This is a genomic window from Nonomuraea marmarensis (assembly GCF_043197025.1).
Classification (GTDB): Bacteria; Actinomycetota; Actinomycetes; order Streptosporangiales; family Streptosporangiaceae; genus Nonomuraea; species Nonomuraea marmarensis.
In genome coordinates, this window is the sequence record NZ_JBICRM010000001.1 from 498771 (window position 1) to 521863 (window position 23093).

Below are 23093 nucleotides of genomic sequence, written 5' to 3' on the forward strand. Positions count from 1 at the left end.
AACGCGGCTTGTGGCAGGCTGTCATACAAATGTACGACTCGGCAGACCTACAAGAGATCGTCGACGAGATCGCCGCCAGGCTGGGGGCGTCCGCGACGCTGGAGGACCGCTCGTTCCGCCTCCTGGCCTACGGGGCGCAGCACGGCGACATCGACACGGTCCGCCAGGAGTCGATCCTGCGCAGGCGCGCCACGGGCGAGGTACGCGAATACTTCGAACGCTACGGCATCGCCAAGGCCGCAGGCCCGGTCAGGATCCCGGCGGACGCCGAGCTCAAGGTGCTGGCCAGAGTCTGCTGGCCGCTGCGGCACGGTGACGTGACCTACGGCTACCTGTGGCTGCTCGACTCGGGCGAGCTCACGGACCTCGACGCCGTCGCGCCCCTGGTGGCCAGGGCCGCCGCCGCCCTCGCCCAGGAGGCCAGGAGCAGGCAGGACCTCGGCCACGGCCTGCGTGCCCTGCTCTCCGCCGACCCCGAGGAACGCGCGAGCGCCGCCATCGAGATCGCCGGTCCCGTCACCGCCGTCGCCGTACGCGAGTCGCAGGAACGCCTCGCCGCCCTCTGGACGCTCCCGCGCGGCGTCCTGGCCCGCACGGGCTCGCCCGTCGCCCTGCTCACCCCCGCCCACCTCGCGAGCGAGGTGGCGCAAACCCTCCAGAGCGCGTACGGCACCGCCGCCGGCATCGGCACGACCAGGGCGGATCCGGCCGACGCCTGGCTGAGCTGGCGCGAGGCCCGCCAGGCACTGCGCATCGCCGAGCACTTCCCCAGGCACTCTCCCGTCGCCCGCTGGCAGGACCTGGGCGTGCATCGCCTGCTGGCCAGGCTCGGCCAGTCGGACCTGCGCGAGCTGGCGGCCGAGACCGCGGCGCTGGACGCCGAGCTGGCCCAGACGGTGGAGGTCTATCTCGACCACGGCGGCCACGTCCAGAAGAGCGCCGCCGAGCTCGGCATCCACCGCCAGACGCTCTACTACCGGCTGGGCAAGGCCGAACGCCTCACGCACCGGGACCTGTCGGACGGCGACGACCGCCTGGCCCTGCACCTGGGCCTCAAGGCCGCCCGGCTGCGCACTCAGGACGCCTGGTAGACCTTCACCCAGTCCACGTACATCGACACCGTTTCAGGCGTGGAGGCGTCGCGGCAGCGCGGCTCGCACACCACGTCGTTCTGCAGCGCCAGCCCCATCCTGCGCCCGTCGGGCACGTACGCGCCCCGGTAGTCCCACACCTTCCTCCCGTCCAGCCAGAACGTCAGGCGGCCCGGCAACCAGTCCACCGCCACCGTGTGCCACCTGGTGAAGTCGGCCCGCAACTGCCGCTGCGCCCGGCCGTGCCCGCCGTGCACGAAGATGCCGCCGCCCCGCCGCCTCGGGTCCACGATCTCGGCGAAGTCGATCTCGGCGTAGCCGTCGCCCCCGCCCTGCGCCGTCGGCCACAGCAGCGCCACCGGCGTGTAACCGGCGCCCGCCTCGGCCTTGAACCTGACCTCCCACCGGCCGTACCGCTGCGCGAGCCTGGTGGCCACGCCGCCCGACAGGTCCTTGCCGCCGTACCTGCCGCCCTTGAGGCGCAGCACGCCGTTCGAGACCGTCGCCGCCTTCCCGGTGCGGGGGTTACGCTCCGCCCGGGGCGAGTGGTAGATCATCCATTTGCTCGTGTTGACCGAGGAGCCGTTGAAGTTCTCCACGAGGACAGGGGCGCCCCAGCTCGACGTCTGCGCCTGCGCGGCCTGCGGGAGGGCGGCGATGCCCGCGAGCACCGCCGCCGCCAAGATCGGACTGCGTCTGGACATGCCGACCATCGAAGCAAATATCTCACTCCGACGACACCCCATCCGTCCCATTGGCCAATTTCGCCACAGGCCGGACAGGATGCCGGCAGGTGACCCGTGCCACCTGCCGGAGTCTCAGGCGCAGGTCGCCTCGTAGACGCGTACCAGCTCCTGGCTGACGCGCTCCCAGGAGTAGCGCGAGCGCGCCCGGTCGGCCCCCGCGTAGCCGAGCGCGGTGCGCAGCGTCGGGTCCCACAGCAGCTCGCGGGCCAGCCGCGCGGTACGCGCGGGCCGGTCGGGCGGCACCAGCAGCCCGGTGACGCCGTCGATGATCGAGTCCAGGTGCGCCCCGACGGCCGAGGCGATCACCGGCACGCCGCACGCCATCGCCTCCAGCGCGACGATCCCCGTCACGGCCTCGCGCGGCACCGACACCACGGAGTCCGCGCTGCGCATCAGCTTCGGCACCGCGGCCCGCCTCACCTGGCCGAGCAGCGTGACCCGGTCGGCCACGCCGAGCTGCTCCGCCAGAGCGCGCAGGCGGCGGGCGTCCCGGTCGGCGTCGAGGTCCTCCGGCTCGGGCCCGCCCGCGATGACGAGCTCCACGTCGCCGAGCCCCTGCAGCGCCCGGACGATCGTGTGCGCGCCGCGGTCCGTCGTGAGCGGGCCCACGTGCAGCAGCCGCTTGCGCGTGCCCCGCGTGGCCACCGCGCCGCGGCGCTGGAAACGTTCGGTGTCGACGCCGTACGGGACGACGGCGATGTTGCCGCGCGGCACACCGAGCCGGATCAGCGCCGACTCCTCGTCGCCCGAGCCCGCGATGACCGCGTCGGCCCTGCGCCCGAGCGCCCGCTCCAGCTCGATGTGCGTGGCGTCCACGGCGTGGAACGTCTGCGTTACCGGCACACTCAGCCCTTTCGCGCCCGCCACGGCGGCCAGCCCGTACGTCCACGAATGCGCGTGGATCACGTCGGGCCGGTCCTGGCTCCACCGCTCCATGAGGTGGTGGCCGACGTCGTTGAGGAACGGCGCGACCTCGTCGGCCGCGAGCTCCTTGGGGGGGCCCACGTCGATGTGCTCCAGCGTGACCCCAGGGGCCACCCGCGTCTTGGGCTTGCCCTCGGTGTTGTCACGCCGGGTGTAGATCGTGACGTGATGCTCGCGCCCCAGCTCGCGCGCGACGGCGAGAATGCGGTGACGCTGGTTTCCCCCGGCGGAAGCGACGATCGCGATATTCATGGCACACCTCAGCGTGGAATGCGTGAAAGGTGTGCCTGCGTCTTAGGCACAGCGGTCTATATCTCCGACGATACCCAGGTTCGGCCGGGTCGCAAACCCCCGCAGATCAGACACCCCGCAGTGCCAGCACCACGATCTCGTCCCACACCTGGCCGGCCGAGAACGCGTGCCGGTCCGCCTCCACCGCCTTGACCACGGTGGACGGCGACTGGCCCGCGCACCGGCCGAGCACGTCGGCCAGCCGCTCCTCGCCGTACGGCTCGCCCAGGTCGTTCCTGGAGGAGACCAGCCCCTCCGAATAGAGCACCAGCGTCTCGCCCGTGGCCACCGTCAGCGTCTCGACGCAGGTCTCCGCCTCGGGCGCGATGCCCAGCGGCACGCCGCCGCCCGCGGCGAAACGCACGGCGCCGTCGGACTGCAGCAACGCGGCCGGATGGTGACCGGCCGACGACAGCCTGATCTCCCGGCCTCGTACGAACCCCGCCACGACCATCACGAACAGCCCGGTGCCCTGCGTGACCAGGGCCTCGTTGACCTTGCGCATCACCAGGTCGGGATCGGACTCCCAGCCGCTCAGCACCCGCAGCCCGCCGCGGACCATGGCGCTGACCGAGGCCGCCTCCTCGCCCTTGCCCGCCGCGCCGCCCAGCGCGAACCCCCACCCGCCCGAGACCGGGAACACGTCGTAGAACTCGGCGCCCACCGACGACCCGGGGTGGTAGACGGCCGCCGCCTCATAGCCGGGCACGTCGGGCAGGTTGCGCGGCGCGACGCTCGCCGACAGCGCGTCCGCCGCCCGCGAACGGCTCTGGAAGCTCGTCTGCGCGCGTACCGCCAGCCCGAGCTGCAGCCCCACCTCCTGCATGACGGCCAGGTCCGCCAGCGTGAACGGCGGCCTGTCGTGCGTGCGCACCAGCGTCAGCACGCCGTCGGCGACGCCGATCGGCACGCACAACATCGAGCCCGCGCCCATGACCGTCAGCAGCGGCCCGTCGGCGCAGAACCCGAGCAGGGTCTCGTCGTCCACCATCTCCTGCACCACGCCGGAGCGGCGCTCCAGCACCTGCAGCACCACGTGGCTGCCCGCCGGGTCGGCGGACTCCACCTGGCGTACGAGCTCGCCGATCGGCTGGTTCTTGGGCGCCATCACGACAGAACGGCGTGGCAGCCCGTCACGCACCATGTCGGCGATCACCCAGTCGGCCCACTCGGCCGCCAGCATCCTGGTGGCCCTCGGCAGCGCGACGGGCCGCAGCAGCGCCTCCTCGTCCAGCAGCAGCGTGGCCGTCTTGACCAGCAGATCCTGGCGTTTGGCCGCCGCCAGCAGCAGCGCGCCGTCGGTCTGCTCCGGCCGCCGCCCGCCCGGCTCGGGCAGCTGCACCTCGGTCGGCAGCACCACCGCCGCCACCATCTGCTGCGGCTCGCCCGGCATCGTCAGCCTCGTCAGCGCCACCTGCACCGTGTGCGTGCGCCCCTGGTGCGCCAGCCGCGTCTCGAACGCCGCCGGCTGCCCGGTCTGCAGCACCGACGTCAGATGCGAGCGGAACGCCGCCCGCCGCGACACGTCCACCAGCAGCGGGAACGACCGGCCGACCAGGTAGCCGTCGGGGCTGCCGAGCATCCGCGAGGTCTCGGGGTTGATCCGCCTGACCACGCCGCCGCCGTCGAGCACCACGACCGGCACCGGAAACGCCCTGAACACCTGGCGCAACAGCTTCAGCTCCCGCTGCGCGCCGTCCTTCCCGGGCCGCTTGGGCGCCTTGCGCAGCGCCTCGCCGGCCTCGGCCAGCAGCTCGGCCGCGGTGTCGAGCTCCGCGAGCGCGGCGTCGAGCGTGGGCGCCAGCTCAGCGGGGTAGGCGGTCCTCGCCTCACGCAACGACGAGACGCGCCCGGCCAGCGCGTCCAGCGCGTGTTCGAGGTCCGGCATGCTCACCCTCTGACGCTACGTCACCCGGATAAGGGGAGCCATATCGGGTAGAGGCTTGTTGCTATGGAATCGACCGCGATGATCACCCCCGGTCTCGCCCGCGACCTGGCCACGCTCGGGCGCCTGGGCGAGGACACTTCGACGGAGAGCGTCTTGCGCGGGCTGACCACGGCGCTGGCGGCGGGTGTGCCCGGCTGTTCAGGGGCTTCCGCGGAGCACTGGCGCGACCAGCGGGTCCTGGTCTCCGGCTCGCACAGCGAGCTGATCATGCTCGTCGAAGGCGAACGCGAGCTCGGCGAGGGCCCCGCCACCGAGGCCAGGCAGAGCGGCGCCCGCGCCACCGTGACCGACGTGCTCAGCGACACCCGCTGGCCCCGCTACGACGCGCTGGCCACCCGCTGGGGTGTGCGCTCCGTGCTCGTCGTCCCCATCGACGTGGCCCCCGCCGTGCTGGTCGTCGGCCTCTATTCGGTACGCCCGCGAGCGTTCACCCCTCAGGGCGCCCACTCGCTCGCCGACATGCTGACCGAGCAGGTCGGCGTGGCCATGGCCAACATGTGGGAGTTCGAGGAGGTGCGCACCGACGCCGCCCAGCTCCAGGAGGCCCTCGCCGGACGGTCCGTGATCGACCAGGCCAAGGGCATCATCATGCAGACCAGCGGATGCACCGCCGAGGCCGCTTTCGAGGAGCTGCGCAAGATCTCCCAGCACCACCAGGTCAAGGTGGCCGACCTGGCCAGGCTCCTGGTCGACGAGCACCAGCGCAAATCGAAGCGCTGAGCCCTACCCAATGGCGGCCAGGGCGTCGTCGAGGGTGTCGTAGAGCGGCAGGCGCTGCGCCAGCCCGGTGATCCACATGACCTTCGACTTGGAGTATTCGACCCCGATCAGCGCGAACTTGGCGCCCTTGGCCAGGCTCGTCTGCCAGTGGTGCACGATCAGCCCGAGCGCGCGCGAGTCCATGAACGTCACACCGGCCAGGTCAAGAATCAGGTCCGAGCCCGCCATCGACAGGTAATCGGCGAACTGCTCGCGCGTCGTGGCGTCGAGCACGCCGTCGACGGTGATCACGGTGATCTCGCCTACGGTCGACGACGTCAGGCTCAGGGCCGCCACGTGCCCCTCGCCGTTCTCCGGCATTGTCACGGAGCAACCCTACTGTCACCGGAGCAGGGAGGAATACTTCGCGCGGTACGGGGGAGACTGGGACCGAAGTCCAGCAGAGGGCTTTCGTCTCGAGAGTAGAGCGAGGCGCGCCTCTGCCTGGGCTTTTCTGCTGAGGAGAGGCCGCCTGCGATCCATATGAGGAGCAGCGATGGCTGTGCAGGAATACGACCTCGAGGAGATGACAGCTGAAGACCTCCTGGCCGAAATGGCCAGGGAGGACACCCCCGGCAGCCACAAGGAGCGGCTGCGCGAGCGCATCGTCGAGATGCACCGGCCGCTCGCCATGGAGATCGCCAGGCGATACCGCTACCGCGGCGAACCTTTGGAGGATCTCCTCCAAGCCGCGTATGTTGGCCTGATGAAAGCCGTCAACGGCTTCGACCCGAGCCTCGGACACGCGTTCAGAGGCTATGCGGTCGTGACGATGACCGGCGAGGTCAAGCGGCACTTCCGCGACCGCACCTGGGCCATCCGGGTGCCCCGCCTCTACCAGGAGCGACGCTCGGAGCTCAACAGGCTCGTCGCCGACCTCAGCCAGGACCTCGGCAGGTCGCCGACGGTGGCCGAGCTGGCCGCCAAGATGAACATCACCGAGGAGGACGTCCTGCTCACACTCGACGCCTCCGCCGCGTACAGCACGTTGTCACTCGACGCGCCGCTCGGCACCGACGATGACGCCGCCTCGCTCGGCGACGTCATCCCGGAGGACGACGACACACTGAGCAACATGGTCGACAGGGAAGCCGTCAAACCGCTCATCGACGCGCTGCCCTCCCGCGAGAAGCACATCCTGCTGCTGCGTTTCTTCGGCAACATGACGCAGGCCGAGATCGCCGCCGAGTTCGGGATATCCCAGATGCACGTCTCGCGCATCCTCCGCAAGGTTCTCGACCAGCTACGCTCCGAGCTGGTCGGCTGAGATGGCGGTCGCCGGGTGAACGAGGACGTAGAGCCTCAGTCGGGCCACACGAGCCCGCCACCCGGCGCGCCCGTGAAGGAGCTCCGTTTCCGACTGCCGGACCTGCCACAGGTCCGGCAGTTCGCTGAGGACGAAGGCCGCGCCGCCGGAATGCCCGAGGAATCCGTCGGCGACTTCGTCATCGCCGTCAACGAGGTGGCGACCAACGCCGTCACCCACGGCGCCGACCACGCCTTCCTGCGTACCTGGGCGGCGAGCGGCGACCTGGTCGTCGAGATCCACGACGACGGCGTGTGGAAGCCCGGCCCTATGCCGGGCTCCGTGGGTGGCATGGGGTTGTGGGTGGCCCGCCTGCTCTCCTCCGAGCTGACCCTGCGCGCCGGCAGCGGCGGCAGCACCGTGATCATGCGCTTCCCCGGCAAGGGCTGACGGGGAAGCGCCTTGCTTCTCTAACGGCGGGTACGGCCGCGCCAGTTGCTGTAGCCGGTACGGATGGAGGCCTTGCCGACGCCTGCCTGGTGCAGGGCCAGCAGGGTCAGCCCCAGCAGCGCGAACGTCATGCCGGAGAACCCGGGAACCCGCGTGCCGATCAGGTCGAGCAGGAATCCCAGCCCGAAGATGATCGCTGCGACTATCGCGAGCATGTCAAATCACCTCATTCCCTGACTCGGAGGGCTCTCGCTGGACAGGGCGAGCAGTCGCTCCAGGACGTTCCTGTATTCGCGCAGCGCCAGGCGCAGTTGCTCGGTGTCGGGAGTGTCGGTGCCCTGCCAGCGGTCGCGCAGGGCGTCCGTGCGGTTGGCCAGGGTGCTGGTGAGGGACTCCACCACCTCGCCGACCAGCCCGTCCGCGCGCTCGACCGCCTCACTGGGGTCGTCGACGAAGGACGCCTGCAGGTCGCGCCAGCGGGCCTGCACCTGGATGGGGTCCTGATCGAACAGGGCGACGTCGTCGGGGGCGGCGTGGGCGGGGGCCTCGCCGGAAACGGCCGGGGCCGGGGCCTCGTCTGATACGGCCGGGGTGTGCGCCGGGTCGGGCTGGTGCTCGGGCTCGGGCTCGGGCTCGGGCTCGGCCAGCATGTCGCCGCCGGTCCCGGCGTACGGGTCGCGATAGGGGGTGTCGTCGTCTTCTTCCTCGGGGCTGGTCACGGCGCCGGGGACGGCGGCCGCGTACTCGTCGTCGACGCGGGGGGACCGCAGTTCGGGCTCGTCGGCCTCGTCCTCGTCGGTGCGTTGCGACGGCACTCTCAGCTCGTCGCTGCTCATATCTCTTTCACCGTCCTCGCGTGGTCGCTTGCAGCAGCTCCTCGAACAGCGCGCGGTAGTGCACCATGGCCTGCCGGAGCTCCTCCGTGGAGGCCTCCTTCCTGGCCGCCCGCCCGCTGATCTCGTGAGCCGTCCTGTAGTGATCGAGAGTCGCCGCGTGCCCCACCGACAGGTCGGACAGCCGCTGTTCGAAGTCCTCCGTCGGGTAACCCCGCTCCGCCATGACCGCCGTGACCAGCTGATCGGCCTCGGTCACCGCGAACCCGGGGGCGTCCACGAAGCGTTCCTGTACCTCGGTCCACCGGTGGGCGTAGGTGTCGCGAGACTCCTCCGTCAGCGGCCGGATGTCGAGCTCGGAATGCCGCTGTTCGCGGCTGAGCAGCTCCTGCTCCGCCTCCCGCCGGTTGTCATGCTCGGCGACGGCGCGTTCGTACTCCGGGCCGAAACGTTCGCGGAGATGGTTGCGGCGCCTTTGCTGCTGCAGCACGACATAACCCACTGCGGCGAGCGCCACCACCGCGACCACGACGACGGCCACCCAGATGAAGGTGGTCATGATGTTCGCCTCCGGTCTCTGTGTCGAGACCAGCGCCTTCCCTCGAACAGGCAGGTCGAAACTCGCGCCGTCAGCGGGCTTCGAGGCCCTTCCTGGCCGCGGCGAGCACGGCTGCGACATGTGAGCCCGCTGGTGGAGCGGGGACCTCACTGAACCCTTCCGCCACGTCGTACCGCACGTCGAGCCCTTCGTCGACGAGCCGCTGAGCCCATCGCAGCGCGGTGTTCAACCGCTCGGCCGCGGGCGGCTTGCCCTGGGCGGCCGCCGACAGGTTGCGCAGGTTGGTGGCGGGCCCGGACTGGGTGTGCGCGCGGGCGAGCTTCCACGGTACGGCGCCGCTGTGGTCGAGCATCGGCTTGGCCAGCCCGGCGGCCCGCTTGGCCTGCAGCACCCCCGACTCGCTGACCCCGAAGTGAGCGGCCAGCTCCTGGACGCTCATCCCCCCGGCGACCAGCCTCGCCAGCTCCTTCCGATCAATGGTCGGTTTCCGCCCCACCGGCCACCTCCACCCTCTCGGCGCACGCGCGGACAGAAAGATCGCGCCGCAGATGGTTCACGATAGCGAAAACTCCGGTTGAACTCAGGTAGGCCGGGGCCGGCCCGTCCGCGCCCGCGATGGGGCTCGGGCACCGACGTGACGAACCTCGTCCCTTACGAACTCGTGGTAGTGTTTCTCCTGCGCAACCGAGGGAAACACGTCGTTCACCGCGGCTCTGAGCACAACTTCCGGGGTATGGCCCAGCTTGGTAGGGCGCCTGACTGGGGGTCAGGAGGTCATCGGTTCGAATCCGGTTACCCCGACACGCGGAAGGGGTCTGATCACCAGTTCTTGGTGATCAGGCCCCTTAATGTTTTCTCGTGCGACGTTCCGCTTCCAGGCGCATTTGGACGGACGAAGAGCTGCGTGCCGCCATTAATCCGGCTCTGCTTTAAATATCGCCCTTTGTCAGACGGGTACCCGTTGTGTCCCACTTGAGATGCTTTGAGCTCCATCCTCCTGCGGCGCGAATGCGGGCTTCCGTCTGGTCCGGCCTGGACGTTCATGGCCGCTCAGAAGCTCAGAAGAGGGTCAGTGGCTCGTTCGGCATCGGCTCAGGGAGTGGGGCGAGCTCGGGGAGGTGGGCCCGTACCTCGTCGTGGAAGCGGCGGGCGAGCGTCGGCGCGTCGGCGTTGTCCGGGGTGTGGATGAACACGGTCGGCGAACGGCCTTCGCGCAGCCACTCCGTGACCTTGGCGACCCACGGTTGCCAGCCCTCGATCGTGCGGTCGGTGGCGTCCCGGCCGAGGTAGCGGATGATCGGGCGGTCGGTGAGGGCGCGTGAGCGGCGGGGGAGGCGGGGCTTCTTGGTCCACGCGTCGCGTTCGGCGTCGCTGGTCGGCGGGCTCTGGAAGAGGGTGGTGGTGTCGAAGGGAACCCATTCGGTGCCGGTGCCCGCGAGGACGCGTTCGAGGAGCCGTTCGGCACGCTCGTCCGCGAAGAAGGCGCGGTGACGGACTTCCACGGCGTACTTGTACAAGCGCGGGAGCCGGTGGAGGAAGGTCGCCAGGGTGCCGAGGTCGGTGGGGGCGAAGGAACTGGGAAGCTGGATCCAGAGGGCGTGGGTTCTGGGGCCGAGTGGCTCGATCGCCTCCAGGAATGCCTTGAGCTCGGCTTCCGCGCCGGTCAGGCGGTGCTCGTGGGTGATCGGCTTGGGGAGTTTGATCACGAAGCGGAAGTCCGGGGTGGTCTGGCGGGCCCATGACTCCACCGTGGTGCGCGCCGGAGTCGCGTAGAACGTCGTGTTGCCCTCCACCGCGTCGCACCAGGTCGCATAGGCGCGCAGGCGCTCCTTGGGCGGGAGCTGGTCAGGGAGGAGGCGTCCCTGCCAGCGGGCGTGAGTCCACATCGCGCATCCCACATGAAGCCGCATGATTCCGACGGTATCGGAGGTCTGCGCGATGATCGAAGTCCTCACCGGGAGATCGGGCCTGCCGCGCGGCCCGGGCCGCGCGGCAGGGCGGTTACCGGGTGGCCTTGTCGGGGCGCTCGGTGACGCGGATCGAGTTGACGATGGGAGTGCCGGTGCGTGCGGTGAACCGCACGTCGAGACGCCCGTCGGTGACCTGCACCGTGTACTGGCGGCTGACCGCGGTGTTCGGCCCGGCCTCCCGGGCCAGGTCGAGCGCCTGGATCGCGGGCTCGCCCTCGATGGCGACGTCGAAGACCCGCTTCCCGGGGTGCTTGTACTGGGTCTCGGCGAAGCCCAGCTCGACGGTGTAGACGCCGTCGGGGACGTGGTCGAACCGGTACTCGCGCACACCCTCGCGGGCGCTCCGGTAGAGAGCCTGCTCGGTGGTGCCCTTGATCGGTTCGCGGGAGGTGCTCGCCTTGCCGCCCACGTAGCCGTACCCGCCCGGGCGGTACTCCCGGTCGGCCCGCCAGGTGTCGCCGGCGGAGTCGGTGACGCTGCTGGAGCCGCCGGCCTCGACGGCGGCCTGGAACTCCGGCACCACGACGTGCACGACGATCGGGAACGCCGGGTCGCGGCCGCTCGCCGAGCGCACCACCAGCGTGCCGGTTCGGACGCTGCCGGGCGCCATCCCCGAGCTGGACGCGGTGACCCGCAGCTTCACGGACTCGCCCGCCGCGAGCTGCCCGCCGGCCGGGGTCACGGCCAGCCAGGGGTCGGCGGTCTCGACGGTGTAGGTCGTGCCGGCGCCCAGGTTGGCCAGCTCGACCGTGCCCTTCCTGGTGGCGGTGGGCGGCACGACGAGGGTGAGCTCGCGGGTCGACGCCGTCACCCGGCCGGTGGTGAGGGCGAGGTCGAGCCGGTTCCGCTCGCCGGGCGCGACGGTGACCTCCTTGGTGAGGGTGCCGTAGTTCTCCGCCGACGTCTCCACCTGGTGGTCGCCGGCGACCACTTGGCCGAGGAACGTGCCGTCGGCGCCGGTTGTGAAGGTGGCCGCGTCGCCCACCTTGACCGTCGCGCCCGCCAGCGGCTTGCCGTCGTTCGCGTCGGTGACGGTGCCGGTCACCAGCCCGTGCCGCCGGGCGGCGAAGGTCAGGCTCTGGCCGTCGGCGATGGCGGCGGTGTCGGCGGAGTACTGGAGCGCGTCCGTGCCGTCCGCGTTCTCGATGCCGATCGTGGCGCTCTCGCCCGCCGCGCGGGCGCTGTGGATCCCGCGGTAGCGGTACCCGATCGAGCCGTCCTCGCCGATCAGTGCCTCGAACGAGAAGTACTCGTCGGCGTTGTAGATCCTCGCGTTGCGCCATTCGAGGACGAAGGTGCGGTTGGGCGCGGTCCCGATGGTGGCGGTGTAGAGCCCGCCCTTCTCGTCCAGCGCCAGGTCGTCCCAGTACGGGTAGACGCCGGCGTTGAGCAGGTCGCCGGAGGGCAGGGAGGTGTTGTTCGGGAAGGAGTAGCGGTTGTCGCCGAACGTCATGAACCCGTTGGTGCTGACGATGCCGGTGGTGTACGTCTTGCCATAGAAGGGGAAGGCGAACGGCAGCGTGATCGTCTGGGATTCGTCGTCGGAGGTTAGCGGCTCCAGGGTGGTGCCCTCGACGTACGCCTCGGCGCCGCTCCTGCAGGTGTGGCCGAACGCGTCGATGTTGCTCGGCAACTCGATGTCCATGGTCAGGTCACCGGTCACGCTGACGGGTACGGTGGCGTCCTGCGTGCAGAGCGAACTCGCCGTGACCTTGAGGTCGTAGTCCTTGTGGGGCAGTTCGAGCCGGTAGTGGCCCTCGGCGTCGGTGATCGCGCTGGCCGGGGTGCCCGTCGCGGTCACCGTGGCGCCCGCCTCGGGCAGGCCGACGGTGGTGACCGTGCCGGACACCGTGCTCATGGGCTGCGGGGTCAGCGGCAGGTCCTTGGTCACCGTCTGGTCGGTGGAGACGGTGACGGACGCGGTGGCGTCGTCGTACCCGAACTTGCCGACCATGATCTGGTAGTCGCCGCTGAGCAGCCGGGGCAGCGTGTACGAGCCGTCCTGACCGGTGGGGACGCTACGGCTGAGCGGGCCGGAGACGCTGACCGTCGCGCCCGCCACCGGGGAGCCCTCCGAGGTGATCGTGCCGGTCAGCGTGCCCAGCTCCCCGGACGGGGTGGCGCGGACCGCAGCGTAGGCGTCGAGCCGCCCCTCGCCCCAGACGAAGTTGTCCGCCGCCGTGCCGCCGCAGGTGGTGTTGTCGACGTCGGCCGCGGTGCCGTCGAGCAGTGCCCGGGTGGCCTCCACGTCGCCGCGCAGGTAGGGGGAGGCCGACCACATCAGCGCCACGGTCGCGGCGACGTGCGGGCTGGCCATCGAGGTGCCGGACTTGATGCCGTAGCCGTTGCCGGGCACGGCCGAGCGGATGTCGACGCCGGGCGCGGCGATGTTCGGCTTGATCTCGCCGTTCTCGCCGGGGCCGCGGGAGGATTCTGGCATGATGGCGCCGCTGGCGCCGAACGATCCGGCGCTGTAGCTCGCGACGTATCCACCGGGTGTGCCGGTGGTGCCGCATTCGGGACCCTCGTTCCCGTTGGAGAACGCGGGGAAGATGCCGGCGGCCACCCACGACTCGACGATCTCGTCGTACCAGAGGTTGATGCCCGAGCTGCCCCAGGAGTTGTTGACGATGTCGGGCGCGAGGTCGGGACGCGGGTTCTGGCCGCTCAGGTCGGTGGGCGCGAGGATCCACTGGCCTGCCGCCAGCAGCGAGTACTGCGGGCAGCCGCCGAGGCCGCAGGCCTTCGCCGTGATCCACTGGGCTCCCGGCGCGACGCCGATCCCGTCGCCGCCGATCATCGTGCCCATGACGTGGGTGCCGTGGCCGCGATCGTCGCACGGCGTGCCGGCCGGGCAGTCGCCCGCCGGGTCGAACCAGTTGTAGTCGTGATCGACGCCGTCGGCTTTCGTGCCGCGATAGCGGGAGACCAGCGCGGGGTGGTCCCATTGCACGCCGCTGTCGAGGCTGGCGACGACGATGCCCTCACCGTGGTCGCCGAGCTCGTCCCACACCTTGGGGGCGTTCACGCGGTCGATGTTCCACTCGACCGGGCCGGCGGCGGCCTGGGGCCTACCCGGCAGCGGGTCGGGTAACGCGAGGGTCCTGTCGGGCTCGACCTGCTCGACCTCGGGAAGCTCGGCGATCTCGGCCGCCAGCTCCGCGTCGCCGGTCACCTTGACCGTGTTGACGATCCAGAACGGGGTGAAGTCCGCGTGCGCGGCTTTGAGGAGCTTGCGCAGGCCAGCCTGGGAGGAGTCGGCGGTCTCCGTCTTGGTCCGGTAGACCTGCCTGGCCTTGCCGGCCTTGGTCTTCTGCGTACGCGCCGAGCGCAGGTCGGCCTCGGCCTTCATGCGTACCCAGAAAGTTGCCTTGCCGTCCGCGGACAGGTCGGCCTGGACCGCCCGGTCGATCTTCCCGGGTGGAGCGGCGGCGGACGCCACCTCCTGGGGGATCAGCAGAGCGAGGGCGGCGGTCCCGATCAGGACCGCCCGCCAGGGGCTGGAAATGAACACACGATCTCCTCGGGGGGTGCCCGCTGGGAGGGAATGTGCGGGATCTTGTGAACCCACGGGGAGCATCGTGGAGGGATCTTGTGGTTCTTCGCAAGTTAGGACGAACCGTTTAAAAAGGATTTAACATGTGGTAGGGCTCGCCTCTGAGGCCGCATAGGGTTGTCGCATGGGCATGATCGGGACGGTCGGGCTGGTGTTGCATCCTCAGCGCGACTCCAAGAAGGCGATAGACACCATCCTGCGCTGGGCCGGGGACAATGGGAGCACCGTGCTCGGCCTGCCCGAGGAGGTCGGGCGCATCGACTGCACCGCCGTGCCCGTCGATGCCGTCACGCTCGTGGAGCGGGCCGATCTGCTGGTCGGGCTCGGCGGTGACGGGACGATGCTGCGCACCATGCGGCTGCTGGCCGGGCGGCCGACGCCGATCCTGGGGGTCAATCTCGGGCGGCTCGGGTTCCTGGCCGAGATCGACGTGGACGATCTGGCGGCGACGCTCTCGGCCATCGACAGCCATCACTACACGATCGAGCCGCGGATGGCGATCAGGAGCGTGGTCGGGGGCACGGAGGTGACCGCGTTCAACGACATCGCGCTGGTCAGGATCCCGGGCGACGGGCTCGCGGCCGTGTCCGTCACGCCGTCGGGCAGCCCCTTCGTCCGGTACGCCGCCGACGCCGTCATCGTGGCCACCACCACCGGGTCCACGGCCTACAGCTTCTCCGCGGGAGGGCCGATCGTGTCGCCCCGGGTGGAGGCGGTGCTGGTCGTGCCCGCGGCGGCGCATTCGGCGTTCAACCGGGCACTGGTGTTGCCCGCGGACGAAGAGGTGACGCTGCAGGTGCTGCCCACCAGCGGGAGGCTGGCGGTGGAGGTCGACGGGCGGGTGGTCGGGCATCTGTGCCCCGGCGACACCGTCCATGTCGCCGCCTGGCCGGGGGCGGCGAAGGTGGTCCGGGTCGGCACCACCTTCTACGAGCGGGCCCGGCGCAAGTTGCGGGTGGACGGCAGCGCCGAGGTCGACTGGTCCGCGCCGGAGTTGAGTGATCAGCACCACGGCTGAGTGATCCGCGCCGGCCCGGTGGCTGCCGCGAGGTCAGGTGCTCGCGCGGCGTCGGTGGCGCGCGGGCCGTTCGGACGGCTCGCGATCGGCAGGGCGCTCGTCGCGTGCCTGGGGCTCGAAGAAGCCGTCCTGGCCGGAACGGCCGTCCTGGCTGGGGTGGGGGTCGAAGAAGCCGCCCTGCTCGTCCCGGGCGTCGGGTCCGAAGAAGCCGCCCTGCGGGGTTTCCTCGGCGGGGTGCCGGCGGGAGGCGGTCAGGGCCGCCAGGGCGGTGGTGATGGGGACGGCGGCGATCAGCCCCAGCGTGCCGACGATGCTGCGGACGATCTCCTGCGCGATGACCGGCGTCGTCATCACGTCCCCCAGCGGCTGCTTCCCGATGCTGAACAGCAGCAGCAGCGGCAGCGACGCCCCCGCGTACGCCAGGATGATCGTGTTGATCACCGAGGCGATGTGCGCCCGGCCGATGCGGCTGGCCGCGCGGTAGAGGCGGGCGAAGCCGTACGACGGGTTGGCCTGGGCGAGTTCGGCCACCGTCACCGCCTGCGTCACCGTGACGTCGTCGAGCACCCCCAGCGCGCCGATGATGATGCTGGCCAGCAGCAGCCCCTGCGTGTCGATCGACAGGCTCATGTCCAGGGCGAGCGCGCTGTCGTCGGTGATGCCGTTGAGCCGGGCGAACCCCAGCGCGCCGTACGACAGCAGGCCCGTGAGAGCGAGGCTGGCCAGCGTGCCCAGGACGGCCATCGAGGTGGGCAGCGAGAAGCCGTGCGTGAGGTAGAGCACCGCCAGCATGATCGCCGCCGCCCCCACGATGGCCACCAGCATGGGCGGCTTGCCCTCCAGGATGCCGGGGATCACGAACGTCAGCAGCAGCACGAACGTGACCACCAGCCCCACCAGGGCCGTCACCCCCCGCCAGCGGCCGAAGGCGATCACCGCCAGCGCGAAGGCCGCCCCGAACAACCACAGAGGCGTCGCCCGGTCGTGGTCCGAGATCTGGTACGCCCCGTCCGCGCCGCGCAGCAGGATCACCTCGTCGTCCGCGGCGAACCGCGGGGCCCCGGGACCGCTGGGCAGCCGGAGTGTGATGTCTTTGCCCACGTCAGGCCCGTCCTTGACCTTGACGGTGGCGTTCCCGCAGGTGGCGGGGTCGGGCCGGGGCGCGCCTTCGGGGACGGCCGGGCAGCGCTTGAGCGTGACGCCGGCGACCGTGCCGCCGTGCCGCTCGACGGAGGACGGTTGCGTGCCGGTGTCCCGCGGCCCGTCCGGCCAGAGCCACAGCAGGCTCGCCAGCGTGACGATCGCCAGCGGCACCAGCACGGCCAGGCTGGCCAGCACCGTGCGCCGCGAACTGGGTACGGCGGTGCCGTGAGCGTGGTTGGCGCCCATCGCGTGAAGATCCTCCCCCAAGGGTGATGAACATGGACAGTACTGCACGTCGCCGCACGGGGTAGTGCCAACGCATGACGTTGCTGGTTGGCACCTCCGGGTGGCAGTACAAGGACTGGCGCGGGGTCCTGTATCCGGAGGGCGTGCCGCAGCGGTTGTGGCTGGAGACGTACGCGGAGGAGTTCGCCACGGTCGAGAGCAACAACGCCTTCTACCGCCTGCCGAAGCCGGAGTCGTTCGCCGGTTGGCGGGACCGCACGCCGCCCGGTTTCGTGATGGCGGTCAAGGCCAGCAGGTTCCTCACCCACATCAAGCGGCTGGTCGATCCCGAGGAGCCGGTTGCGCGGCTGATGGGGGCCGCCGCCGAGCTGAAGGACAAGCTGGGGCCGATCCTGCTGCAGCTCCCGCCCACGCTGAAGGTCGATCCGGGCAGGCTCGACCGGTGCCTGGGCTGCTTTCCGGCGGGCGTGCGGGTGGCCGTGGAGCCGCGGCACGACTCCTGGTGGACCGAGGAGGTACGCGAGATCCTGCGGAGCCACGCGGCCGCCCTGTGCTGGGGGGATCGGCTGGGCAAGCCGCAGAGCCCGTTGTGGCGTACCACTGACTGGGGTTACGTGCGCATGCACCAGGGGCCCGCCGGGGTCGCCTATGGCGACACCGCCATGAAGACGTGGGCGGGGCGGGTGCGGGAGGCGGGGTGGCGGGACGCCTACGTCTACTTCAACAACGATCTGGGGGGTGCGGCCGTGCGGAACGCGCGACGATTTGTCAGACTCGCCTAGTGCACACGCGTCTTTACCGGAATGGCGTCCTCGAGAAGGAAGGGTTTCCGATCGAGGAGGTCTCCGACTATGTGGGGGATCCGGACAACACGGTCTGGTTCGACTTGTGCTCGCCGTCGCCCGCCGATCTGGGCGTGATCGGTGAGGAGCTCGGGCTGCACGAGCTGGCCGTCGAGGACGTGCTTTCCGACCATCAGCGGCCGAAGGTGGATATTTACGATAACCACCTGTTCATCACCGTTTACGGGGTGCATTTCGACGACGGCCGGCTCGACCCCGTCGAGGTGAACATCTTCGTCACCAAGAACGCCCTGGTGACCGTGCGCGAGAGCGACCACTTCGACCTCGGCGAGGTGGTCAGGCGCTGGGACGCCGCCTCCCGCCTGGCCGGGCACGGCGTGACGTTCCTGCTGCACGGCCTGCTCGACTACGTGGTCGACAGCCAGTTCGACCTGGTCCAGGACCTCGACGGGCAGGCGGAGGCGCTGGAGGAGTCGCTGTTCGAGGACGAGGTGCGGGACGGCAAGGAGCTGCAGCGCGCCATGTACGTGCTGCGCAAGAACACCACCAGGCTCCGCAAGATCACGATGCCGATGCGCGAGGTGGTCGGCACCCTGCTCCGCCGCGACCAGGACCTCATCGCCGACCCCGTGATGGCCCCCTACTACGAGGACGTCTACGACCACGTCCTGCGCGTGACGGAATGGGTGGAGTCGATCCGCGACATGCTCGCGAACGTCCGCGAGACCCGCCTCGCCCAGCAGGGCTTCCGGCTGAACGAGATCATGAAGCGGGTCACCAGCTGGGCCGCGATCATCGCGGTGCCCACCATGATCACCGGCTTCTACGGCCAGAACGTGCCCTATCCCGGGTCGGGGCAGACCTGGGGATTCTGGATCTCCAGCGTCCTGGTGGCCGTGACCTCGGTGGCGCTCTACTCGGTGTTCAAGAAGAAGGACTGGCTGTAAGGCGGGCGGCAGGGCTCGCCGCGGACGTCGGGAGTGAGCTCCACCGCGAGCCGCACCTCGGCGGCGCCCGTGGCGGGGTAGAGCGGCAGGCAGCGGCCGCCCGAGATGAGGGTCCTGCGGCCGATCGAGGTGGTGAGCAGCGACAACTCGTCGTACGTGGCGGGCGTCGCCAGGCGGAGCACCCACTGGCCGTCCGGCGTACGGGTACGCGCCCCCTCGACCGCGTAGTACTCCAGGACGCTCTCGTTGGTCGAGACGACCGCCCGCATGGTGAAACGACGGCCCTCCACGGTGAACAGCTCCGCGGAGGGCGCCTTGTAGATCGAATGCACGTACCCGATCGAGAAGGCGCCGGCGACGACGGGCAGGCCGTTCACGGTGAGGCGCCCGGCGCCGCCGGAGCCGAGCGCCATCGCCGCCGCCAGCGCCAGGAGCAGTCTGGTCAGCCCTTTTCCTGGTAGTAGCGGGCCGCGCCCGGGTGCAACTGGACCGGTGCGACCTGCTGGCCCAGCTTGACGTCCAGCTTCGCGGCCTCGGGGTGCACGGCCGTCAGCTCGGCCTTCTTCTCGAACAGGGTCTTGGTGATGTCGTAGGCGAGCTGGTCGCTCATCTTGTCGGGCACCAGCAGCACGTTCGCGATGCCGACGGTCTTGATGGTGCCGGACAGCTTGTAGGTGGTCATGTCGACGTCGAGCCCGACGTACTGCTCGCCGTACGTGGTCCGCATCTTCTCCAGCACGTCGGAGGTGTCCAGCAGCTTCATGTCCGGCTTGCTCGTGGCCAGGTCGGTGATGCCCGCGGTGGGCAGGCCGCCGACCCAGAAGAACGCGTCGATGGTGCCGTCCTTGGCCGCCTGCACCGACTCGTTGATCGACAGTTGCTGCTTGGTGATGTCGGTGTCGGGGTTGATCCCGGCCGCCTCCAGGATGCGCCTGGCCACGACCTGGGTGCCGGAGTTGGCCGGGCCGAGCGAGACGCGCTTGCCCTTCAGGTCGGCGACCTTGGTGGCGGTGACGCCGGGGGCGACGACGACGTGCGAGTAGTTGTCGTAGATGCGGGCGATGGCCTTGATCGGCTGCGTCGCGGTGAACGTGTCCTTGCCGTTGACCGCGTCGGCCGCGGTGTCGGCCTGGGAGAAGCCGATGTCGGCCTTGCCGGAGGCCAGCAGCTTGATGTTCTCGACGGAGGCCGAGGTGACCGACGCGGTGGCCTGGGTGTTGGCGATGCTCGACGACAACTGCTTGGCCAGGCCGCCGCCGTACACGTAGTAGACGCCCGTCGTGCCGCCCGTGGCGATCGACAGCCGGTTGCCCGACCCGCCGCCCGCGCCGCCGCTGCCGCAGCCCGCCACGGTCAGGACGATCGCGGCGACCAATGCAAAGATCCGCTTCACGCTGGGTCCCTTCTCCTTCTTCTGACGAGGTGCAGAGCGGCGGCCACGGCCAGCACGGCCAGACCGGCGACGATGGGGACGGGTTCGAGGAACAGCAGCAGCACCGCGGCCACCGCCGCCAGCACCCGCTCCGGCCAGCCGCTGAGGCTCCCGCCGGTGGCCCCACTGGTAGATACAGCGAGCGCCGCCACCGCGACCGCCGAGACGGCGGTCATCAGCAGCACGGTGCCGATCGGCCCCTGCCCGAGCAGCGCCTGCCCGTTCGGCGTCAGCACGAACGCGAACGGCACCAGGAACGCCGGCAGCGTGTACCGCCAGGTCATCATCATCGTCTTGTACGTGTTGCCGCCGGTGATCGCGGCCGCCGCCACCGCGGACAGCGCCGTGGGCGGGCTCACCTCCGACAACACCGCGTAGTAGAAGACGAACATGTACGCCTCGGCCTGCGTCACCCCGAGCGTCGTGAGCGCCGGTCCGATGATCACCGCGGCGATGATGAAGCTCGCGGTCACCGGCACGGCCAGCCCCAGCAGCATGACCGCGATGCCCGACATGACCGTCGTCAGGATGAGATTGCCCGCAGCGAAGTCCACGATGATCGCGCTGAGGTTAAGGCCGAGCCCGGTCTGGGTGATGACGCCGACGATGATGCCCGCCGCCGCGCACACCGCGGTCACCGGCAGCACCTCCAGCGTGCCCTTGGCCAGCGCCTGCCCGATGCGTTTGGGCCCCATCCGGTGCTTGGGGTCGAGGAACGACAACACGAACGCGATGCCGGTGGCGATCACCACGGACTGGAACGCCGACCTGTCCAGCGCCATCAGCACGATGATGAGGATGAGCGAGCTGAAGTGGTAGCCGAAGCGCAGCAGCAACTTGCCCGCCTTGGGCGCGTCCACCGGCACGGCGTGGGTGCTGAAGCGGCGCGAGTCGATCTCGATGGCCAGGAAGATGCCCAGGTAGTACAGGATCGTGGGGATCGTCGCGTACAGGAGCACCTCGAGGTAGCTGACCCGGAGATATTCGGCGATGATGAACGCCGCCGCGCCCAGCGTGGGCGGGGACAGGATGGCGCCGATGCCGCCGGCGGCCAGGATGCCGCCCGCCGGCTCCTTCGGGTAGCCCGCCCGCCGCAACACCGGCCAGGCGACGCTGCCCAGGCTGACCGTGGTGGCCACGCCGGAGCCCGACACCGTCCCGAGCAGGAAACCGGCCGTGGTGACGGTACGACCGGGGGCGGCCCGGGACTTGCGGAAGGCGGCGAAGCTCAGGTCGATGAAGAACCGGCTCGCGCCCGAAAAGTCCAGCACGGCACCATAAATCGTGAAAAGGATGATGTAACTGGCGGCCACCTGCATCGGGACGCCGAAGAAGCCCTCGGTGCCCGTGTAGAGCTGCGACACGATCTGCCCGAGGTCGAAGCCACGATGCCCAATCGTCCAATCAATCGGCAAATATGCGCCGTAATAGGCATAAATCAGGAAAAGTACGCAGATGATGGTCAGTGACCAGCCGACGGTCCGGCGTACCGCCTCCAGCAGCAGCACCGTCAGCACCAGCCCGGCCACGATGTCCAGGTCTGTCAGCGCCGCGCCGGAGCCCCGGTCGCGGAACGCGTCGATGTCGAGCAGCGGGTAGACCAGCACGGCGAGGGAGGCGGCGGCCAGCAGCCAGTCGCCGACGCTCGGCCGCTCCGCCCGCCGCGGCCCCTCGGCCGGTGCCGCGGCGGGCTCGTCGCGTCTGAGCAGCCGTCGTGCCATCGACGAGATCCCCGAGCGGTAGCACAGGAAGACCAGTGGCAGTGCCACCGCCAGGAACGTCAGCCGATGCTCCAGCGCCTCCACCGGCCGGAACACCACCACCAGCGAATAGGCGGACAACAACCCGCCCACGATCCACACGCCGAGCCGCAGGACCCCGCTGAGCTGCCGTGCCGGGCGTTCCTGTTCGTGAGCGGAAACCAGCTCGGCCTCACGGTCGCTCAGCTCGGTCAATTCGTCCTCCCCGACACGGCGTTGCAGGGACTTTACGAGCCCTTTACACGGTTAGGGAAGGGGCTGTTACCCATTTGAATCCGCCGGTCAGAACAATGGCCGCGAATCGGCGGCCAATCGCTCGACCGGCACCTCGCCTGCCTGGCCGCCGTCGCGCAGCCGTACCGATGCCTGGCCGCTGACCACCTCGCGCGGTCCCACCACGAGCTGGTACGGCACCAGCCGGTGCGCCCTGATCCTGGCCCCGAGGCTGCTCCGGTCGGCGGGCGCCAGCTCCGCCCGCAACCCGGCGGCCACGCAGCGCCGCAACACGTCCTCGGCGGCGGGCAGCTCGGCGTCCGACAGCGGGAGCACCACGGCCTGGACGGGCGCCATCCAGGCCGGGAACGCGCCCCCGTGGACCTCGACGAGGTGCGCGACCAGGCGCTCGATGGCGCCCTCGCCGTGCTCCTCGTCGTAGGCCAGGCCGCGCTCCTTCAGCGCCTCGCGCAGGACGGCCTCGGAACGCGCCCACATGGCGGGGTCGTCCACGAACTTGACGCCGTCGCCGCGCAACGACAGCCGGTAGCGCGCGGCCCTGATGCCGAGCTGGCCGTGCGCGGCCTCGATCAGGCCGAGCGCGGCCGACACCTCGGCGGCGGCCTGCTCGGGCGGGCAGAACACGTGGCCGTCGTTGAGCTGCATGGCCCGCACCCTGATCAGGCCGCCGAGCACGCCGGACAGCTCGGAGCGGTACTGGCCGCCCAGCTCGGCCAGGCGCAGCGGCAGCTCGCGGTGGCTGCGCTGCCGCGATCGGTAGATGAGCGCGTGGTGCGGGCACAGGCTCGGGCGCAGCACGAAGTCCTCGCCGCCCACGTTCATGGGCGGGAACATGTCCTCCGCATAGTGCGCCCAGTGGCCGGATCGCTCGTACAACTCGCGTTTGCCGAGCACGGGCGAGTTGACGTGCTGGTAGCCGTTGCGGCGTTCGAGCTCGTGGACGTAGTCCTCGATGGCCTTGCGCACGGCCGCCCCGGCGGGCAACCAGTAGGGGAGACCCGCGCCGATCAGCGGGTCGGTGTCGAAGATGCCCAGCTCGCGGCCGAGCCTGCGGTGGTCGTTCATGATCGTCCTTTGTGTGGAAAGGGCGAACGACCAGCTCCCGGGCGTTCGCCCGGGAAGCATGGATTCAGCGCG

General features: G+C 70.3%; 22 protein-coding genes and 1 tRNA gene. 8 read left to right on the forward strand and 15 right to left on the reverse strand.

Going from position 1 to position 23093, the window contains the following annotated elements; translation table 11 throughout:
- Window positions 1-29: 29 nt before the first annotated feature.
- Window positions 30-1091 (forward strand): PucR family transcriptional regulator, encoded by a 1062-nt coding sequence (locus ACFLIM_RS02455; protein ID WP_393161368.1) that lies wholly within the window; start codon window positions 30-32, stop codon window positions 1089-1091.
- On the opposite strand, the gene ACFLIM_RS02460 is transcribed toward ACFLIM_RS02455, so the two are convergent.
- The 3 genes from ACFLIM_RS02460 to ACFLIM_RS02470 form a co-directional block, all read right to left on the reverse strand.
- Entirely contained in the window at window positions 1076-1795 is a 720-nt protein-coding gene (locus ACFLIM_RS02460; RefSeq protein WP_393161370.1) for a glycoside hydrolase family 16 protein, read from the reverse strand. The two genes, ACFLIM_RS02455 and ACFLIM_RS02460, sit on opposite strands and share 16 nt — an antisense overlap.
- Window positions 1796-1909: 114 nt before the next feature.
- A complete protein-coding gene (locus ACFLIM_RS02465) occupies window positions 1910-3013 on the reverse strand; it encodes a glycosyltransferase (RefSeq protein ID WP_393161372.1) in 1104 nt (367 codons plus the stop codon).
- Between the two features lie 106 nt (window positions 3014-3119).
- A complete protein-coding gene (locus tag ACFLIM_RS02470) occupies window positions 3120-4940 on the reverse strand; it encodes a SpoIIE family protein phosphatase (protein ID WP_393161599.1) in 1821 nt (606 codons plus the stop codon).
- A 63-nt stretch (window positions 4941-5003) separates the two neighbouring features.
- Here ACFLIM_RS02470 and ACFLIM_RS02475 point away from each other — a divergent pair, with 63 nt between their 5' ends.
- Window positions 5004-5720, forward strand: coding sequence for an ANTAR domain-containing response regulator (locus ACFLIM_RS02475; protein WP_393161374.1), 717 nt, complete (start codon window positions 5004-5006; stop codon window positions 5718-5720).
- A gap of 3 nt (window positions 5721-5723) precedes the next feature.
- On the opposite strand, the gene ACFLIM_RS02480 is transcribed toward ACFLIM_RS02475, so the two are convergent.
- Window positions 5724-6080, reverse strand: coding sequence for an STAS domain-containing protein (locus tag ACFLIM_RS02480; protein ID WP_393161601.1), 357 nt, complete (start codon window positions 6078-6080; stop codon window positions 5724-5726).
- Window positions 6081-6255: 175 nt separating this feature from the next.
- Here ACFLIM_RS02480 and ACFLIM_RS02485 point away from each other — a divergent pair, with 175 nt between their 5' ends.
- Together ACFLIM_RS02485 and ACFLIM_RS02490 are read left to right on the forward strand one after the other, a co-directional pair.
- The gene (locus ACFLIM_RS02485; RefSeq protein WP_393161376.1) at window positions 6256-7026 is read left to right on the forward strand and encodes a SigB/SigF/SigG family RNA polymerase sigma factor; all 771 of its coding nucleotides are present in this window, start codon (window positions 6256-6258) and stop codon (window positions 7024-7026) included.
- Between the two features lie 72 nt (window positions 7027-7098).
- Window positions 7099-7455, forward strand: a complete 357-nt coding sequence (locus ACFLIM_RS02490) for an ATP-binding protein (protein ID WP_393161378.1) — start codon at window positions 7099-7101, stop codon at window positions 7453-7455.
- A gap of 20 nt (window positions 7456-7475) precedes the next feature.
- Here the strand turns inward: ACFLIM_RS02490 and ACFLIM_RS02495 are convergent, their stop codons facing one another.
- The 4 genes from ACFLIM_RS02495 to ACFLIM_RS02510 form a co-directional block, all read right to left on the reverse strand.
- Window positions 7476-7670, reverse strand: a complete 195-nt coding sequence (locus tag ACFLIM_RS02495) for a hypothetical protein (protein ID WP_393161380.1) — start codon at window positions 7668-7670, stop codon at window positions 7476-7478.
- 6 nt (window positions 7671-7676) lie between these two features.
- Window positions 7677-8291, reverse strand: a complete 615-nt coding sequence (locus ACFLIM_RS02500) for a hypothetical protein (RefSeq protein WP_393161382.1) — start codon at window positions 8289-8291, stop codon at window positions 7677-7679.
- A gap of 7 nt (window positions 8292-8298) precedes the next feature.
- The gene (locus tag ACFLIM_RS02505) at window positions 8299-8847 is read right to left on the reverse strand and encodes a hypothetical protein (protein ID WP_393161383.1); all 549 of its coding nucleotides are present in this window, start codon (window positions 8845-8847) and stop codon (window positions 8299-8301) included.
- A gap of 70 nt (window positions 8848-8917) precedes the next feature.
- Window positions 8918-9343, reverse strand: a complete 426-nt coding sequence (locus ACFLIM_RS02510; protein ID WP_393161385.1) for a hypothetical protein — start codon at window positions 9341-9343, stop codon at window positions 8918-8920.
- 231 nt (window positions 9344-9574) lie between these two features.
- On the opposite strand from ACFLIM_RS02510, the gene ACFLIM_RS02515 reads away from it, so the two are divergent.
- Window positions 9575-9648: transfer RNA gene (locus ACFLIM_RS02515), tRNA-Pro, on the forward strand.
- Window positions 9649-9905: 257 nt separating this feature from the next.
- Here ACFLIM_RS02515 and ACFLIM_RS02520 read toward each other — a convergent pair.
- The gene (locus tag ACFLIM_RS02520; protein WP_393161387.1) at window positions 9906-10757 is read right to left on the reverse strand and encodes a DUF72 domain-containing protein; all 852 of its coding nucleotides are present in this window, start codon (window positions 10755-10757) and stop codon (window positions 9906-9908) included.
- A gap of 91 nt (window positions 10758-10848) precedes the next feature.
- On the reverse strand, window positions 10849-14331 hold the full coding sequence (locus ACFLIM_RS02525) for a S8 family serine peptidase (RefSeq protein WP_393161389.1): 3483 nt from the start codon (window positions 14329-14331) through the stop codon (window positions 10849-10851).
- A 166-nt stretch (window positions 14332-14497) separates the two neighbouring features.
- Here ACFLIM_RS02525 and ACFLIM_RS02530 point away from each other — a divergent pair, with 166 nt between their 5' ends.
- Entirely contained in the window at window positions 14498-15391 is an 894-nt protein-coding gene (locus ACFLIM_RS02530) for an NAD(+)/NADH kinase (protein WP_393161391.1), read from the forward strand.
- Window positions 15392-15424: 33 nt separating this feature from the next.
- On the opposite strand, the gene ACFLIM_RS02535 is transcribed toward ACFLIM_RS02530, so the two are convergent.
- Complete coding sequence (locus ACFLIM_RS02535; RefSeq protein WP_393161393.1) at window positions 15425-16780, reverse strand: YibE/F family protein; 1356 nt, start codon at window positions 16778-16780, stop codon at window positions 15425-15427.
- A gap of 74 nt (window positions 16781-16854) precedes the next feature.
- Between ACFLIM_RS02535 and ACFLIM_RS02540 the strand changes: the two genes are divergently transcribed.
- Together ACFLIM_RS02540 and ACFLIM_RS02545 are read left to right on the forward strand one after the other, a co-directional pair.
- The gene (locus ACFLIM_RS02540) at window positions 16855-17562 is read left to right on the forward strand and encodes a DUF72 domain-containing protein (RefSeq protein WP_393161395.1); all 708 of its coding nucleotides are present in this window, start codon (window positions 16855-16857) and stop codon (window positions 17560-17562) included.
- Window positions 17562-18530: a magnesium transporter CorA family protein gene (locus ACFLIM_RS02545; RefSeq protein ID WP_393161397.1), complete on the forward strand. Its 969-nt coding sequence runs from the start codon at window positions 17562-17564 to the stop codon at window positions 18528-18530. The genes ACFLIM_RS02540 and ACFLIM_RS02545 overlap by 1 nt, the downstream gene beginning before the upstream one ends.
- Here ACFLIM_RS02545 and ACFLIM_RS02550 read toward each other — a convergent pair.
- The 4 genes from ACFLIM_RS02550 to ACFLIM_RS02565 form a co-directional block, all read right to left on the reverse strand.
- Window positions 18497-18943 carry a DUF1850 domain-containing protein gene (locus ACFLIM_RS02550; RefSeq protein ID WP_393161399.1) on the reverse strand — a complete coding sequence of 149 codons (447 nt, stop codon included), beginning with the start codon at window positions 18941-18943 and terminating at the stop codon, window positions 18497-18499. The two genes, ACFLIM_RS02545 and ACFLIM_RS02550, sit on opposite strands and share 34 nt — an antisense overlap.
- Before the next feature lie 29 nt (window positions 18944-18972).
- On the reverse strand, window positions 18973-19923 hold the full coding sequence (locus ACFLIM_RS02555; protein WP_393161401.1) for a TAXI family TRAP transporter solute-binding subunit: 951 nt from the start codon (window positions 19921-19923) through the stop codon (window positions 18973-18975).
- Window positions 19920-21917: a TRAP transporter permease gene (locus ACFLIM_RS02560; protein WP_393161403.1), complete on the reverse strand. Its 1998-nt coding sequence runs from the start codon at window positions 21915-21917 to the stop codon at window positions 19920-19922. The genes ACFLIM_RS02555 and ACFLIM_RS02560 overlap by 4 nt, the downstream gene beginning before the upstream one ends.
- A gap of 87 nt (window positions 21918-22004) precedes the next feature.
- Window positions 22005-23021 carry an aminoacyl--tRNA ligase-related protein gene (locus ACFLIM_RS02565; RefSeq protein WP_393161405.1) on the reverse strand — a complete coding sequence of 339 codons (1017 nt, stop codon included), beginning with the start codon at window positions 23019-23021 and terminating at the stop codon, window positions 22005-22007.
- Window positions 23022-23093 lie beyond the last annotated feature (72 nt).

Coding starts and splice junctions, on each gene's coding strand:
- ACFLIM_RS02465 (WP_393161372.1), bottom strand. CDS start 3,013: ATGAATATCGCGATCGTCGCTTCCGCCGGGGGAAACCAGCGTCACCGC.
- ACFLIM_RS02520 (WP_393161387.1), bottom strand. CDS start 10,757: ATGCGGCTTCATGTGGGATGCGCGATGTGGACTCACGCCCGCTGGCAG.
- ACFLIM_RS02535 (WP_393161393.1), bottom strand. CDS start 16,780: ATGGGCGCCAACCACGCTCACGGCACCGCCGTACCCAGTTCGCGGCGC.
- ACFLIM_RS02470 (WP_393161599.1), bottom strand. CDS start 4,940: ATGCCGGACCTCGAACACGCGCTGGACGCGCTGGCCGGGCGCGTCTCG.
- ACFLIM_RS02480 (WP_393161601.1), bottom strand. CDS start 6,080: ATGCCGGAGAACGGCGAGGGGCACGTGGCGGCCCTGAGCCTGACGTCG.
- ACFLIM_RS02550 (WP_393161399.1), bottom strand. CDS start 18,943: ATGGCGCTCGGCTCCGGCGGCGCCGGGCGCCTCACCGTGAACGGCCTG.
- ACFLIM_RS02505 (WP_393161383.1), bottom strand. CDS start 8,847: ATGACCACCTTCATCTGGGTGGCCGTCGTCGTGGTCGCGGTGGTGGCG.
- ACFLIM_RS02495 (WP_393161380.1), bottom strand. CDS start 7,670: ATGCTCGCGATAGTCGCAGCGATCATCTTCGGGCTGGGATTCCTGCTC.
- ACFLIM_RS02460 (WP_393161370.1), bottom strand. CDS start 1,795: ATGTCCAGACGCAGTCCGATCTTGGCGGCGGCGGTGCTCGCGGGCATC.
- ACFLIM_RS02475 (WP_393161374.1), top strand. CDS start 5,004: ATGGAATCGACCGCGATGATCACCCCCGGTCTCGCCCGCGACCTGGCC.
- ACFLIM_RS02455 (WP_393161368.1), top strand. CDS start 30: ATGTACGACTCGGCAGACCTACAAGAGATCGTCGACGAGATCGCCGCC.
- ACFLIM_RS02565 (WP_393161405.1), bottom strand. CDS start 23,021: ATGAACGACCACCGCAGGCTCGGCCGCGAGCTGGGCATCTTCGACACC.
- ACFLIM_RS02530 (WP_393161391.1), top strand. CDS start 14,498: ATGGGCATGATCGGGACGGTCGGGCTGGTGTTGCATCCTCAGCGCGAC.
- ACFLIM_RS02540 (WP_393161395.1), top strand. CDS start 16,855: ATGACGTTGCTGGTTGGCACCTCCGGGTGGCAGTACAAGGACTGGCGC.
- ACFLIM_RS02485 (WP_393161376.1), top strand. CDS start 6,256: ATGGCTGTGCAGGAATACGACCTCGAGGAGATGACAGCTGAAGACCTC.
- ACFLIM_RS02500 (WP_393161382.1), bottom strand. CDS start 8,291: ATGAGCAGCGACGAGCTGAGAGTGCCGTCGCAACGCACCGACGAGGAC.